We start from the raw sequence: 12,782 nt of genomic DNA on the forward strand, positions 1-12,782 counted from the left end.
TATCGAGGTTGGCGCTCATCCCCGGGGCGCCCGGTCCGCACCATGTCCCTGTCATCGTTTTTTCGCGCCGTCACCCTGGTGGGCGCCATCGGCCTGACGGGCTGCCAGCACCTGCCGTCACTGCCGTCGCTGAACGGGTCGACCGACCGCTTCCTCGGGGTCGTCACGCCGTACAAGGTCGAGGTCGTGCAGGGCAACGTCATCACCAGCGAGCAGGCCGCGGCGATCAAGCCGGGCATGAACCGCGCGCAGGTACGCGATGTGCTCGGCTCGCCACTGGTCGCCGACGTGTTCCATGTCGACCGCTGGGATTACGTCTTCACGATCCGCCGCCAGGGCGCCGAGCCGCAGGCGCGCCGCGTCGTCGTGCTGTTCGCGGGCGACACCTTCAAAAGCATCGACACCGGCGGCGCGCTGCCGTCCGAGCGCGAGTTCGTCGCGTCGATCGACACCTTCAAGACCTCGCGCAACGCGCCGGCGCTGGAACTGACGCCGGAGCAGATGAAGGCGCTGCCGGCGCCCGCCAAGCCGGCCGCTGCTGCCGCCGCGGTCGAACCGGTCGGTCCGACACGCGCGTACCCCCCGCTCGAACCGAACTCATGAGCGGATTGATCCGCGTCGCGGTGGCCGGCGCTTCGGGCCGCATGGGCCGGATGTTGATCGAGTCGATCGCCGCGGCCGACGACATGCAACTCGCCGGCGCGCTCGATGTTGCCGGCGGCGCGGCGCTCGGCCAGGACGCCGCCGCCTTCCTCGGCCGCGCCAGCGGCGTGCCGATCACCGCCGACCTGCGTACCGGCCTGGCGAATGCACAGGTGCTGATCGATTTCACGCGGCCGGAAGGTACGCTCGCGCACCTCGCGGTCTGCCGCGAGCTCGGCGTCAAGTGCGTGATCGGCACGACCGGCTTCAACGATGCGCAGAAGGCGCGGATCGCCGAGCACGCGACGCACACCGCGATCATGATGGCGCCGAACATGAGCGTCGGCGTCAACGTGATGCTGAAGCTGCTCGACATCGCGGCGCGCGCGCTGAACGAAGGCTATGACATCGAGATCGTCGAGGCGCACCACCGCCACAAGGTCGATGCGCCCAGCGGCACGGCGCTGAAGATGGGCGAGGTCGTCGCCGCCGCGCTCGGCCGCGACCTGAAGGCCTGCGCCGTCTACGCCCGCGAAGGCATCACCGGCGCGCGCGACCCGTCGACGATCGGCTTCGCGACCGTGCGCGGCGGCGACATCGTCGGCGATCACACCGTGCTGTTCGCCGGCATTGGCGAGCGCATCGAGATCACGCACCGCTCCGGCAGCCGCTCGACCTACGCCCAGGGTGCGCTGCGCGCAGCGCGCTTCCTCGCCGATCGCGCGAGCGGGTTGTTCGGCATGGACGACGTGCTCGGTACTCGGTGACGGCGCGATGATGACGTGATGGACCCAGGTGGCATGGCGAATTTCTGGACCCAGGGCGACGCGGTGACGCGCAGCGTTGCAGCGCTGCTGCTGCTGATGTCGGTCAGCGCCTGGGTCGTGATCTTCTGGAAGGGCTGGCTGCTGCGGCGCGTGCGCCGTGACATCGAACGCGCCGTGCCGGCATTCTGGGCCGCGCCGGCGATCGAGGCCGGGCGCGAAGCGCTGCTCGCCTTCGATCGCGAAAGCGCGCTGTCTCCGTTGCTCGCCGCCGCCGTCGCGACACCGCCCGACGGCACGCTCGAGGCGAAGGGTCATGCCGACTCGCAACTCACGCGGCGCCTGCGCGATGCCCTGCACGGCGTGCTCGCGCAGCTGCAGTTCGGCCAGGTGCTGCTCGCGTCGATCGGCAGCACCGCGCCGTTCATCGGGCTGTTCGGCACGGTGTGGGGCATCTACCATGCGCTGGTCGGCATCTCGGTCGCCGGCTCGATGTCGATCGAACGCGTGTCCGGCCCGGTCGGCGAGGCGCTGGTGATGACGGCCGCCGGTCTCGCGGTCGCGATTCCCGCGGTGCTCGCCTACAACATCTTCGGCAAGATGGTCGCGAGCAGCGAGGCCGAACTCGAAGGCTTCGCACACGACCTGCGCGAGATGGTGCTCGACGCGAGCCGCAGCTGATGTCAGCAGCCCCCGCGTCGCTTCGCTCCTGCCCCCAAGGGCCACGCGCCGGCTGAGGCCTGTCGAGTATGGCCTTCGGTCGCCTCGAGCGCAGCAACCGGCCGTCGCCGATGAGCGACATCAACATGACGCCGCTGATCGACGTGATGCTGGTGCTGTTGGTGATCTTCATGATCACCGCGCCGTTGATGAGCTCGAGCCTGAAGCTCGAGCTGCCGAAGGCCGATGCGGCGCAGCCGAACGACGCGCCGCAGTTCATCAGCGTCGCGCTCGACCCGCAGGGTCAGCTCTTCTTCGGCGACGAGGTGCTCGACCCTGCGGCCTTCGCGGCGCGGGTGCTCGACACCGCGCGCAAGAACCCGAAGACCGAGGTGCAGCTGCGCGCCGACAAGGGCGTGCCCTACGGGCGCGTCGCCGAGCTGATCGGCATCGTGCAGAAGGCCGGCCTGAACCGGATCGGCTTCGTCACCGAGCCCGCCGGCACGAACCGACCCTAGCGGTTCACTGCGGGGGCCGGCGAAGACTTCAGCGCACTGCGCGCCGCTTCGGCCTGCCTTTCTTTCTCTTCCGCCGTCAGTGGCGTCGCGTTGCGGACTGGGATGTTCGAGCCGGTACGGTATACGGGCTCATCGCGCGTGGCCTGTACGGTGTTGCTCGTCGGAGCAGCGCAACCGGCCATGAGCACGCCGGCCGACAGCATTGCGGCGGAAAGTCTGGACGTCATGGAGCTGATGCAAGAGTTGAAACCAAAATCTTAAGCGAGTTCCGGTCGAGTCCGCCCTTCACAACGCACACTGGCACGATGCTGACGATCCACAACCCGCACCACCGCCTGCATCAGGGGCGCCACGAGATGTTCCGCGGCCGGCTCGTGCCCTGCCATGAGACCGCCGCGCGGCTCGATCATGTGCTCGTCGAGCTGCAGCGCCGCGCGCTCGGTCCGCTGGCTGTGCCGGGCGACGACGACGCCGCGCTGGATGCCGCGCTGGCGCGCATCCACGATGCGCGCTACCTGCACTTCCTGGCGCACGCGTGGCGCGACTGGGTCGCGCTCGATCCCGACAACGCCGGGCGCGACGCGCTGCCGTCGGTCTGGCCGGCGCCGGGCATGCGCTTCGATCTGCTGCCCGACAACTTCGCGGCACGCATGGGTCTGTTCTCGTTCGACGCCGGCACGCCGCTGACGGCCGGCAGCTGGGTCGCGGCGCGCGCCGGCGCGGCCTGCGCGATCGCGGCGGCGCGCGCGATCGGCAGCGGCGCGCATCGCGCTGCATTCGCGCTGACCCGTCCGCCGGGCCACCACGCGGGCGCGGGTTTTTTCGGCGGCTACTGCTTCCTGAACAACGCCGCGCTCGCGGCGCAGGCGCTGCGCGACGCCGGGGCCGAGCGTGTCGCGGTGCTGGATGTCGACTACCACCACGGCAACGGCACGCAATCGATCTTCTATGCGCGCCGCGATGTGCTGACCGTGTCGATCCACGGCGACCCGCGCACCGAGTACCCGTTCTTTCTCGGCCACGCCGACGAGCACGGCGCCGGTTCCGGCGCCGACTTCAACCTGAACCTGCCACTGCCGCGCGGCACCGACTTCGCGCGCTGGCGCGCAGCGCTGCGCGCCGGGCTCGACGCGATCGCGTTGTTCGGCGCCGACGCGCTCGTCGTCTCCCTCGGCGTCGACACCTTCGAGGGCGACCCGATCTCGGGTTTCCGTCTGCGCAGCGCCGACTACCTGCACGTCGGCCGCGACATCGCCGGCGCGAAGCTGCCGACGGTGTTCGTGTTCGAGGGCGGGTACGCGGTCGCCGAGGTCGGCGTCAACACCGTCAACGTGCTGGAAGGCTTCTCCGCGAGTTGATCCTCAACCTCCTCAGTCGACCTTCTCGGCACCCGAAACCAGCGCGACGAAGCGATCGAGCCCGATGTTGCCACCCGACAGCATGATGCCGACGCGCTGACCTTCGAACTGCGCGGCGTGCGTCATCAGCGCCGCGAGCGCGCAGGCACCCGACGGTTCGAGCACGATCTTCATGCGCTCGAACGCGAAGCGCATCGCATCGACCACGGCCGGGTCGGAGACCGTCAGCACATCGGTCACGAGCACCTGGATGACCTCGAACGGATGCCGGCCGACCGACTGCGTCTGCTGCCCGTCGCAGATCGTGCGCGGCACGTCGATGCTGACGATGCGGCCGCTGCGCAGCGACTGCTGCATGTCGTTGCCACGCGTCGGCTCGGCACCGAAGACGCGGACCTGCGGCAGCAGGTGCTTGGCCGCGACCGTGCAGCCCGACAGAAAGCCGCCGCCGCCGGCCGGGACGATCAGCGCGTCGAGCGCGCCGACCTCCTCGATCAGCTCCTGCGCGGCGGTGCCCTGCCCGGCCATCACCGCGAGGTCGTCGAACGGCGGGATCAGCGTCGCGTCGCGCTCGTCGACGAGCCGTTTCGCAATCACCGCGCGATCTTCCTGGTAGCGGTCGTACAGCACCACCTCGGCGCCATAGCCGCGCGTCGCGGCGAGCTTCAGTGCCGGCGCGTCGTGCGGCATCACGATCGTCGCGCGGCAGCCGTGCAGCTGCGCCGCGAGCGCGACTGCCTGCGCGTGGTTGCCCGACGAGAACGCGACCACGCCGCGGGCGCGCTGCGCATCGCCGAGGGCGTTCACCGCGTTGTAGCCGCCGCGGAACTTGAACGCGCCCATGCGTTGCAGGTTCTCGGCCTTCATGAAGACCTGCGTGCCGAGGATCGCATCGAGCGTGCGCGAGCTCAGCACCGGGGTGCGATGGGCCACGCCGCGGATGCGGGCGGCAGCGAGTTCGATGTCGGTGAATTGAAGCATGGCGTCGGAAGCGATAGAGGTTTCAGAGAGTTCGGCCGGGTGCCACGGCCAGCGTGGAGCGCAGCGCCGCCATCATGCGCCGCCATGCGTGCCAGGTACGTGTGGGCGCGACCGGCGTCATGGCGCGCACCCGCAGCTCGCAGTCGGTCATCGCGCTCACCGTGATCCAGCCCGGGTCTTCGATTCGATGCGGCCGGCCCGGATCGAGCGGGGTGCTGCGGCTCACCGTGTGGTCGGCCACCGGTCGGCAGGCTTCCGTGATGCGCGCCGAGCCGCGCACAGCGGTCAATTCGGTCCCTGCGGCGGCGCACCACATCCGGCAGGCGCCGCGCGCCAAGGTCAAGCCGTGGTCAGAATCCATGTTCGGTCTCTCGAAGCGTCGATGTGCAACGAGAATACGCAGCGAGCCGGTCGCGCGACAGGCACAACCAGCCGCGCGGCGCAGGCGATCAGCGGCCGCCGCGAGCCGCTGTTCCGGTTCGATGTGCCGGCATCTGTTCCGATCCGCCAGCGGCCCTCGCCGCCTCACAAAGCCCATGGAAACGCAAGCACCGTCGCCCCCGCTCTACGCCCGCATTGCCCGTCACTACCGCGGCGCGATCCAGTCGGGCGCGCTGGCGCCGGGCGCGGCGATGCCCTCGGTGCGCGCGTTGACGCGGCTGCACCAGGTCAGCCTGTCGACGGCGCTGCAGGCCTGCCGCAGCCTCGAGGACGAAGGCCTGCTCGAAGCACGGCCGCGCTCGGGCTACTTCGTGCTGACGCCGCGCCGCGCGCTGATTCCGCCGGTCGGCGAGCCCGATCCGAAGCGCGCACTCGACCCGGCGCAGTACGTCGGCGTCCACGACCGCGTCTCGCAGTTCGTCGCGATGAGCGAGCGCCACCCGGTGCGCGTCGACTTCGCGGCGACCTACGCGGCGCCCGAGGCCTACCCGGGCGCCGAGCTGCAGCGCGCCGCGATCCGCGCGTTGCGCCGCGACCCTGGCCTGCTGGTGCGCCCGGTCGCGCCGAACGGCGAGGCCGGGCTGCGCGCCGCGATCGCGCGCCGGGCGCTCGATGCCGGCATGCAGCTCGCGCCGGACCAGATCGTCGTGACGCACGGCTGCATCGAGGCGCTGAACATCGCGCTGCGTGCGGTCACACAACCCGGCGACACGGTCGCGGTCGAGTCGCCGACCTACTACGGGCTGCTGCAGGTCCTCGAAAGCCTGGGCCTGCGCGCACTCGAGATCCCGACCAGCCCGAGCAGCGGCCTGTCGATCGACGCGCTCGAGTTCGCGCTGCGGACGCACTCGGGCATCAAGGCCCTCGTCGTCGTGCCGAACCTGCAGAACCCGCTGAGCTGCACGATGCCGGACGACGCCAAGGCGCGCCTGGTCGCGCTGTGCGAGCAGCACGCGGTGCCGCTGATCGAGGACGACACCTACAGCGCGTTCGCGGCCGACGATGTGCCGCTGAAGGCACTGAAAAGCTGGGACCAGACCGGCAACGTGATCCACTGCGCGTCGCTGCGCAAGACGCTCGCGCCCGGCATGCGCCTGGGCTGGATGACCGGCGGGCGCTGGCAGGCGCGCGTCGAGATGCTGAAGTACGCGCAGAGCCGCGCGAACGAGGCGTTGTCGCAGATCGCGATGGCCGAGTTCATCGCATCGAGCGCGCACGACCGGCACCTCGCGCGGCTGCGCCGGCTGCTGAAGCGCCAGCGCGAGCAGATGGCCGACGCGATCGCGACGCACTTCCCCGCCGGCACGCGCCTGAGCGTGCCGAGCGGCAGCATGCTGCTGTGGGTCGAGCTGCCGGAGCGGCGCTCGTCGCAACGCGTGTTCGAAGCCGCGCTCGCGCGCGGCATCCGCATCGCGCCCGGCAGCCTGTTCTCGAATTCGACGCGCTTCGACGACTTCATGCGGATCAGCTGCGGCACGCCGTTCACGCACGCGACCGATCAAGGCCTGAAGGAACTCGCGACGATCATCGCCGCGGCTTGATATTCACGGCTCGCCGCCTACACTTTTTCGACGCCGGCGCATGCTGCACGGTCGACGGTTCGAGGCACTGACGGCCATCCTCGACACTGCCGCTAGCCCCGAGAAGATGACCGTCGCTCTGGAGACGATCATCATGGCCAGCTACATCACACTCGCGAATTTCACCGAACAGGGCGCGCGCGCCATCAAGAACTCGCCCGAGCGCTTCGAGGCGTTCAAGTCCCTCGCGGAGAGCGCCGGCGTCTCGGTCAAGAGCGTGCACTGGACGCTCGGCGCGTACGACCTGGTGCTGGTCGTCGAAGGCAACGAAGAGGCCGTCGCGACGTTGAACATGAAAATAGCCGCGCTGGGCAACGTGCGCACGCAGACCTTGCGCGGCTTCACGGCCACCGAGATGCGCAAGCTGGTCAGCGGACTGAGCTGAGCCTACCCACCCGCCGCATCCCGCCGACACTGCGCCTGCAGCGCCGACCAGCCCTCGGCGCCGAGCTTCTCGAGCGTCGCGATGTTGTTCTCGTAGATCGTCTGGGTCTCGGGGAACGAATCGACCGCGCGCTCGATGCTGGCCTCGCGCAGCAAGTGCAGCGTCGGGTATGGCGAACGGTTCGTCGCGTTGCCGAGGTCGTCGGTGTCGGTGCCGGCGAAGCGGTAGCGCGGGTGGAAGCTCGCGATCTGCAGCACGCCATCGAGGCCGAGGTCGTCGAGCGTGGCCTCGGCGGCATCGAGGAAGTCGTTGAACGCGTCGAACTCGACCAGCACGTTCGGGTGGACCAGCAGCGTCGTCTCGCGCTCTGCCGGGTCGGCCCGCGCCAGCGCGTTCATCTCGGCGCACAGCGCGTCGAGCAACGTGCGCGGGTCGTCGGCCTCGCAGATGGCGAAGCGGATCTGGCCCTTCACGAGCGGTGCCTTCGCGAACGGGCACAGGTTGAGGCCGACGACTGCGCGCTGCACCCAGGCACGGGTTTCGGCCACCGCGCGCTCTGCGCGCGTCTGCCCGGCCCCGCGATCGGCGGCCGTTGTCACGCGAGCGCCTTCGCTGCGCAAGGCGTCGTCAGATAGGCGCGCGCCATCTGCACGATCTCGGCGGTCGCAGTCTTCAACGACACGCCTCGCGGGCGCGTCGCGACGATGGTGTGAACCAGCCCATGCATGCTGTGCACCAGCATGAATGCGGCGAGGCGCAGGTCGCTCACGGCCAGCACCGCGCGGTGGCGCGCCAGCAGCGCGACGACGCGATCCTGCAACACCGCGTCGAACTTGTCGTGCGCGTCGACGACGCCGAGCCCCGAGAGCTGCTGTTCGAGCACGCGATGCAGGTCGGCGTCGATGCGGTGCGCCTCGACGGCCGCCTCGACGATCTCGGCGAGGCCGTCATCGATGCCCACGTCCATCGCGCGCGCCAGCGCGCCCTCGATCACGGCCCTCATCTGCTCGACGTGGCGGGTGTGCAGCGCGGCGATCAGCGCATCCTTGTTCGGGAAGTACTGGTACAGCGAGCCGACACTGACACCGGCGCGCTCGGCGACCGCGTTCGTGCTGGTCGCTGCGTAACCGCGCTCGACCAGAATGCGAGCCGTGGCGTCGAGGATCGCGGTCACCGTCACGGCCGAGCGCGACTGGCGCGGCGACTTGCGCGGGGAAAGTGCAGTGTTCATCGTTGGCCGAAGGGTTGATTCGAATGCGAGTATTCAATGCGAGCAAAAGCTCGCATAGTCTCGGTCACGACGGCATGCCCGTCAACCACCCCGACCCGAACCTGTGGACATTCGCATGACCCAGCCCTGCACATTCTTCATGCTGCTCGCCGCCACCCGACGCTGGCGCGAGCTCGATGCCGCCGCCCGTCGCGAGGTGTTCGACGAGGTCCTGAGCATGATCTTCAATGGCTACCCCGACCTGCGCATGAGCCACTACGAGACCGGCGCCGCCGATGGGCGATGCAGCGACGTGGTCGTCTGGGAGGCCCGCGACCCCGAGCAATACCGCGCTGCCATCGAGGCGCTGCACGGGCTGCCGTTCTTCAGCGCGCCGTTGTTCGAGATCGTCGAGGTCATCACCGGCGTCGCGGACGACGCGATCGATTCCGCCGCCGAGCAGTTGCCCTACGCGGCGCTGATGCTGTGATCACAGCGCCGTGTACACGCGCAGAAAGCTCGCGAAGCGCGGCAGCCCGCTGCTCGTCAGATCGCGGTACCGGTAGGTGACCACGCTGCCGATCGGTGGCGGCATGCGGCGTTGCGCGTCGCTCAGGCCGCTGCCGACCAGGAACCGGCGACCATCGGGCGCACGCACCTCGAGCGCGCCGAGCAGGCCCTCGTGCTTGCCGCGGCCGGCGTGGTGCGCAATGACGGTCGCCTCGCTGTCGAGCGCCGGCTTCAGTTTCAGGATCACATCGCTGCGGCCGACGCGGTATGGCGCGTCGGCGCGGTGCAGCACCAGCCCTTCACCGTGCCCGGCGACGGTCTGCCGCAGGCGCACGCGCAGCGCATCGCGATCGGCGACGGGCGCCTGATCGACCGCGACGATCTGCGGCGCCGCGCGCTGTCGGCAGATCTCTCCGATGCGCCGTGCGCGCTCGGCGAAACTGCCCGGTGCGCCCGGCAGCTCGAACACCATGTAGCGCAGCCGGCGCCACTCGGCATCGACCGGCTGCTCGCGCCGCACGATGCCCGAGAGTTCGTCGAAGCGCCCGCGGGCCAGCCACAGTTCGCCGTCGAGCGGCTCGGGCGGCAGCTGCGCGACGAACCAGGCCGGTGCCGGGATGGCGCGGCCGCTGCGATGACGCAGCGTGTTGCCGTCCCACACGCCACGCACGCCGTCGTACTTCTCGCTGACCAGGTAGCCGGCGGGCTCGAGCGCATCGGACCAGACGCCGAGCAGCGGCAACGCCGGCGCGGCCGCGACCGCGGCGCGGGGCCACGGCAGCGTCGCAGCAAGCAGGGTGACGAGCAGGTGACGGCGCGATGCAGGCATGGTGGCGGTCCTCGTGGTGGGGTGCGACGATGGTCGTGCGGCCGACACTGGACCGCCATCCGTCCGAAGGGCCGATCGCGGGGGCGCCCAAACGGGGGCCCGGCTTCGTTGCCAAACGTCACAGCGCCGCGCCGCGCGCATCGAAGCGATACCCGCTTCCTATAATCGACACCAATCGTTTCAAGCGCCCTCTGCGCGACTCCATGACTCCCGACTTCAAACCCGACGAGATCGAGCGTTCCGCGCAGGCGGCCTGGAGCGCTGCGGACGCCTACCGTGTCGTCGAGGACACGAGCCGCCCGAAGTACTACGCCTGCTCGATGCTGCCGTACCCGAGCGGCAAGCTGCACATGGGCCATGTGCGCAACTACACGATCAATGACATGCTCACGCGCCAGCTGCGCATGAAGGGCATGAACGTGCTGATGCCGATGGGCTGGGACGCCTTCGGGCTGCCGGCCGAGAACGCGGCGATCGACAAGAACATCGCGCCCGCCACCTGGACGCGCAGCAACATCGCCGAGATGAAGGCGCAGATGCAGCCGCTCGGCCTGGCGTTCGACTGGTCGCGCGAGATCGCGACCTGCGACCCCGGCTACTACCGATGGAACCAGTGGTTCTTCCTGAAGATGCTCGAGAAGGGCATCGCGTACCGCAAGACGCAGGTCGTCAACTGGGACCCGGTCGACCAGACCGTGCTGGCCAACGAGCAGGTCGAGAACGGGCGCGGCTGGCGCAGCGGCGCGTTGGTCGAGAAGCGCGAGATCCCGGGCTACTACCTGGCGATCACGCACTACGCCGACGAGCTGCTCGCCAACGTCGCCGACCCGACCGACCCCGACTACCTGCACGGCTGGCCCGAGCGCGTGCGCCTGATGCAGGAGCACTGGATCGGCAAGAGCGAAGGCGTGCGCTTCGCGTTCACGCACCGCATCGCCGGCCATGACGGCGCGTTGATCGACGACGGCAAGCTGTGGGTCTTCACGACCCGCGCCGACACGATCATGGGCGTGACCTTCTGCGCCGTCGCGCCCGAGCACCCGATCGCGCTGCACGCTGCCCAGGGCCACCCCGAGATCGCGGCGTTCATTGCCGAGTGCAAGACCGGCGGCACGACCGAAGCCGAGATCGCGACGCAGGAGAAGAAGGGCATCGCGACCGGCCTGGTCGTCGAGCACCCGCTGACGCACGAGCCGATCCCGGTCTGGATCGGCAACTACGTGCTGATGGGCTACGGCGACGGCGCGGTGATGGGCGTGCCGGGGCACGACGAGCGCGATTTCGCGTTCGCGAAGAAATACGGCATCGACATCCTGCAGGTCATCCACGTCGACGGCGAGCCGCACTTCACCTACGACCACTGGCAGGACTGGTACGCGCTGAAGGACACCGGCGGCGAGCGCGCCGTGACCATCAACTCCGACATCTACAGCGGCCTGGCCTACCAGGTCGCGATCGACACGATCGCGGCGGCGCTCGAGCACAAGGGCCTGGGCGGCAAGAAGACGACCTGGCGGCTGCGCGACTGGGGCATCAGCCGCCAACGCTACTGGGGCACGCCGATCCCGATCATCCACTGCGCAGGGTCCATGGGTCCCGGGGGCCCTACCCCGGGGTGCGGCGTCGTGCCGGTGCCCGAGAAGGACCTTCCGGTCGTGCTGCCCGAAGACCTGATCCCCGACGGTTCGGGCAACCCGCTGAACAAGAGCGAGGCGTTCCTGAACGTCGCCTGCCCGAGCTGTGGCCAGCCGGCGCGGCGCGAGACCGACACGATGGACACCTTCGTCGATTCGGCCTGGTACTTCATGCGCTACACCTGCCCCGACAGTGCCGATGCGATGGTCGACGCCCGCAACGCCTACTGGACGCCGATGGACCAGTACATCGGCGGCATCGAGCACGCGGTGCTGCACCTGCTGTACGCGCGCTTCTGGACCAAGGCCATGCGCGACCTCGGCCTGGTCGATCACGGCGAGCCGTTCAAGAAGCTGTTCACGCAGGGCATGCTGCTGAACGAGTCGTTCTACCGCGACGCCTCCGGCAACGGCGACGGCAAGCTGCAGTGGTTCTACCCGAGCGAGGTCAGCGTCAGCTACGACGACAAGGGCCATCCGACCGGCGCGACGCTGATCGAAGATGGCCAGCCCGTGATGCTGGGCGGCATCGAGAAGATGTCGAAGTCGAAGAACAACGTCGTCGAGCCGCGCGACATCATCGCGAAATTCGGCGCCGACACCGCGCGGCTGTTCACGATGTTCGCCGCCCCGCCGGACCAGAGCGCGAACTGGTCCGATTCGGGGGCCGAGGGCGCGTACCGCTATCTGCGGCGCGTGTGGAACTTCGCGTTCAAGCACGCCGAAGCGATCCGCAGCGCGGGCGGCGACTTCGAAGGTGTCAGCGACGCCGCGCAGGCACTGCGCCGCGAGGTGCACCTGCTGCTGCGCCAGATCAGCCACGACTACGACCGGCTGCAGTACAACACCGTCGTCTCCGGCGCGATGAAGCTGCTGAATGCGCTCGAGGCCGCGAAACTCGCGGCCTCGCCGGCAGATGCCGCGGCATTGCGCGAAGGCGTCGGCATCCTGCTGCGTGCGCTGTACCCGGCCGCGCCGCACATCACGCACGCGCTGTGGACCGAACTCGGTTTCGAGGCCGTGCTCGGCGACCTGCTCGATGCGCCTTGGCCGCAGGTCGACGAGGCCGCGCTGGTGCAGGACGAGATCGAGCTCGTGCTGCAGGTCAACGGCAAGCTGCGTGGCAGCATCCGCGTCGCGGCCGACGCCGGCAAGCACACGATCGAGGCGGTCGCGCTGAAGAGCCCGGAGTTCATCAAGTTCGCCGAGGGCAAGCGCGCGAAGAAGGTGATCATCGTGCCGGGCCGGCTCGTCAACATCGTGGTCTGAG

Annotated in this window: 14 protein-coding genes; 9 read left to right on the forward strand and 5 right to left on the reverse strand. The window is 69.4% G+C overall.

The window, feature by feature from the left end:
• Positions 1 to 42: 42 nt before the first annotated feature.
• The 5 genes from AC1DTW_RS15600 (at position 43) to AC1DTW_RS15620 (ending at position 3,942) form a co-directional block, all read left to right on the forward strand.
• Positions 43 to 603 (forward strand): outer membrane protein assembly factor BamE, encoded by a 561-nt coding sequence (locus tag AC1DTW_RS15600; protein ID WP_477982145.1) that lies wholly within the window; start codon positions 43 to 45, stop codon positions 601 to 603.
• Positions 600 to 1,409, forward strand: a complete 810-nt coding sequence (gene dapB, locus AC1DTW_RS15605) for a 4-hydroxy-tetrahydrodipicolinate reductase (RefSeq protein ID WP_477982146.1) — start codon at positions 600 to 602, stop codon at positions 1,407 to 1,409. Before AC1DTW_RS15600 ends, dapB begins: the two co-directional genes overlap by 4 nt.
• Positions 1,410 to 1,427: 18 nt before the next feature.
• Positions 1,428 to 2,087 carry a MotA/TolQ/ExbB proton channel family protein gene (locus tag AC1DTW_RS15610; RefSeq protein WP_477982147.1) on the forward strand — a complete coding sequence of 220 codons (660 nt, stop codon included), beginning with the start codon at positions 1,428 to 1,430 and terminating at the stop codon, positions 2,085 to 2,087.
• A 68-nt stretch (positions 2,088 to 2,155) separates the two neighbouring features.
• On the forward strand, positions 2,156 to 2,584 hold the full coding sequence (locus AC1DTW_RS15615; RefSeq protein ID WP_477982148.1) for an ExbD/TolR family protein: 429 nt from the start codon (positions 2,156 to 2,158) through the stop codon (positions 2,582 to 2,584).
• A gap of 305 nt (positions 2,585 to 2,889) precedes the next feature.
• On the forward strand, positions 2,890 to 3,942 hold the full coding sequence (locus AC1DTW_RS15620; protein WP_477982149.1) for a histone deacetylase family protein: 1,053 nt from the start codon (positions 2,890 to 2,892) through the stop codon (positions 3,940 to 3,942).
• A gap of 12 nt (positions 3,943 to 3,954) precedes the next feature.
• Here the strand turns inward: AC1DTW_RS15620 and AC1DTW_RS15625 are convergent, their stop codons facing one another.
• Together AC1DTW_RS15625 and AC1DTW_RS15630 are read right to left on the reverse strand one after the other, a co-directional pair.
• Entirely contained in the window at positions 3,955 to 4,923 is a 969-nt protein-coding gene (locus AC1DTW_RS15625; protein WP_477982150.1) for a threo-3-hydroxy-L-aspartate ammonia-lyase, read from the reverse strand.
• Between the two features lie 22 nt (positions 4,924 to 4,945).
• Positions 4,946 to 5,284, reverse strand: coding sequence for a hypothetical protein (locus tag AC1DTW_RS15630; RefSeq protein ID WP_477982151.1), 339 nt, complete (start codon positions 5,282 to 5,284; stop codon positions 4,946 to 4,948).
• A gap of 175 nt (positions 5,285 to 5,459) precedes the next feature.
• On the opposite strand from AC1DTW_RS15630, the gene AC1DTW_RS15635 reads away from it, so the two are divergent.
• Positions 5,460 to 6,905, forward strand: a complete 1,446-nt coding sequence (locus tag AC1DTW_RS15635) for an aminotransferase-like domain-containing protein (protein WP_477982153.1) — start codon at positions 5,460 to 5,462, stop codon at positions 6,903 to 6,905.
• A 106-nt stretch (positions 6,906 to 7,011) separates the two neighbouring features.
• Entirely contained in the window at positions 7,012 to 7,329 is a 318-nt protein-coding gene (locus tag AC1DTW_RS15640; protein ID WP_477982154.1) for a GYD domain-containing protein, read from the forward strand.
• Positions 7,330 to 7,331: 2 nt separating this feature from the next.
• Here AC1DTW_RS15640 and AC1DTW_RS15645 read toward each other — a convergent pair whose 3' ends face one another.
• Together AC1DTW_RS15645 and AC1DTW_RS15650 are read right to left on the reverse strand one after the other, a co-directional pair.
• Positions 7,332 to 7,928 (reverse strand): DUF1415 domain-containing protein, encoded by a 597-nt coding sequence (locus AC1DTW_RS15645; protein ID WP_477982155.1) that lies wholly within the window; start codon positions 7,926 to 7,928, stop codon positions 7,332 to 7,334.
• A complete protein-coding gene (locus AC1DTW_RS15650) occupies positions 7,925 to 8,560 on the reverse strand; it encodes a TetR/AcrR family transcriptional regulator (protein ID WP_477982156.1) in 636 nt (211 codons plus the stop codon). The genes AC1DTW_RS15645 and AC1DTW_RS15650 overlap by 4 nt, the downstream gene beginning before the upstream one ends.
• Positions 8,561 to 8,675: 115 nt before the next feature.
• Here AC1DTW_RS15650 and AC1DTW_RS15655 point away from each other — a divergent pair, with 115 nt between their 5' ends.
• On the forward strand, positions 8,676 to 9,029 hold the full coding sequence (locus tag AC1DTW_RS15655; RefSeq protein ID WP_477982157.1) for a darcynin family protein: 354 nt from the start codon (positions 8,676 to 8,678) through the stop codon (positions 9,027 to 9,029).
• On the opposite strand, the gene AC1DTW_RS15660 is transcribed toward AC1DTW_RS15655, so the two are convergent.
• Positions 9,030 to 9,878: a DNA ligase gene (locus AC1DTW_RS15660; RefSeq protein ID WP_477982158.1), complete on the reverse strand. Its 849-nt coding sequence runs from the start codon at positions 9,876 to 9,878 to the stop codon at positions 9,030 to 9,032.
• 203 nt (positions 9,879 to 10,081) lie between these two features.
• Between AC1DTW_RS15660 and leuS the strand changes: the two genes are divergently transcribed.
• Complete coding sequence (gene leuS / locus AC1DTW_RS15665; RefSeq protein ID WP_477982159.1) at positions 10,082 to 12,781, forward strand: leucine--tRNA ligase; 2,700 nt, start codon at positions 10,082 to 10,084, stop codon at positions 12,779 to 12,781.
• The last annotated feature ends 1 nt before the right edge of the window (position 12,782 follow it).

The sequence above is a fragment of the Rhizobacter sp. P5_A1 genome (assembly GCF_056400745.1).

Excerpts from the sequence above, each read along its gene's own strand:
- AC1DTW_RS15635 (WP_477982153.1), top strand. The coding sequence starts at position 5,460 with ATGGAAACGCAAGCACCGTCGCCCCCGCTCTACGCCCGCATTGCCCGT.
- AC1DTW_RS15610 (WP_477982147.1), top strand. The coding sequence starts at position 1,428 with ATGGACCCAGGTGGCATGGCGAATTTCTGGACCCAGGGCGACGCGGTG.
- AC1DTW_RS15660 (WP_477982158.1), bottom strand. The coding sequence starts at position 9,878 with ATGCCTGCATCGCGCCGTCACCTGCTCGTCACCCTGCTTGCTGCGACG.
- AC1DTW_RS15655 (WP_477982157.1), top strand. The coding sequence starts at position 8,676 with ATGACCCAGCCCTGCACATTCTTCATGCTGCTCGCCGCCACCCGACGC.
- dapB (WP_477982146.1), top strand. The coding sequence starts at position 600 with ATGAGCGGATTGATCCGCGTCGCGGTGGCCGGCGCTTCGGGCCGCATG.
- AC1DTW_RS15620 (WP_477982149.1), top strand. The coding sequence starts at position 2,890 with ATGCTGACGATCCACAACCCGCACCACCGCCTGCATCAGGGGCGCCAC.
- leuS (WP_477982159.1), top strand. The coding sequence starts at position 10,082 with ATGACTCCCGACTTCAAACCCGACGAGATCGAGCGTTCCGCGCAGGCG.
- AC1DTW_RS15615 (WP_477982148.1), top strand. The coding sequence starts at position 2,156 with ATGGCCTTCGGTCGCCTCGAGCGCAGCAACCGGCCGTCGCCGATGAGC.
- AC1DTW_RS15650 (WP_477982156.1), bottom strand. The coding sequence starts at position 8,560 with ATGAACACTGCACTTTCCCCGCGCAAGTCGCCGCGCCAGTCGCGCTCG.
- AC1DTW_RS15630 (WP_477982151.1), bottom strand. The coding sequence starts at position 5,284 with ATGGATTCTGACCACGGCTTGACCTTGGCGCGCGGCGCCTGCCGGATG.
- AC1DTW_RS15640 (WP_477982154.1), top strand. The coding sequence starts at position 7,012 with ATGACCGTCGCTCTGGAGACGATCATCATGGCCAGCTACATCACACTC.
- AC1DTW_RS15625 (WP_477982150.1), bottom strand. The coding sequence starts at position 4,923 with ATGCTTCAATTCACCGACATCGAACTCGCTGCCGCCCGCATCCGCGGC.
- AC1DTW_RS15600 (WP_477982145.1), top strand. The coding sequence starts at position 43 with ATGTCCCTGTCATCGTTTTTTCGCGCCGTCACCCTGGTGGGCGCCATC.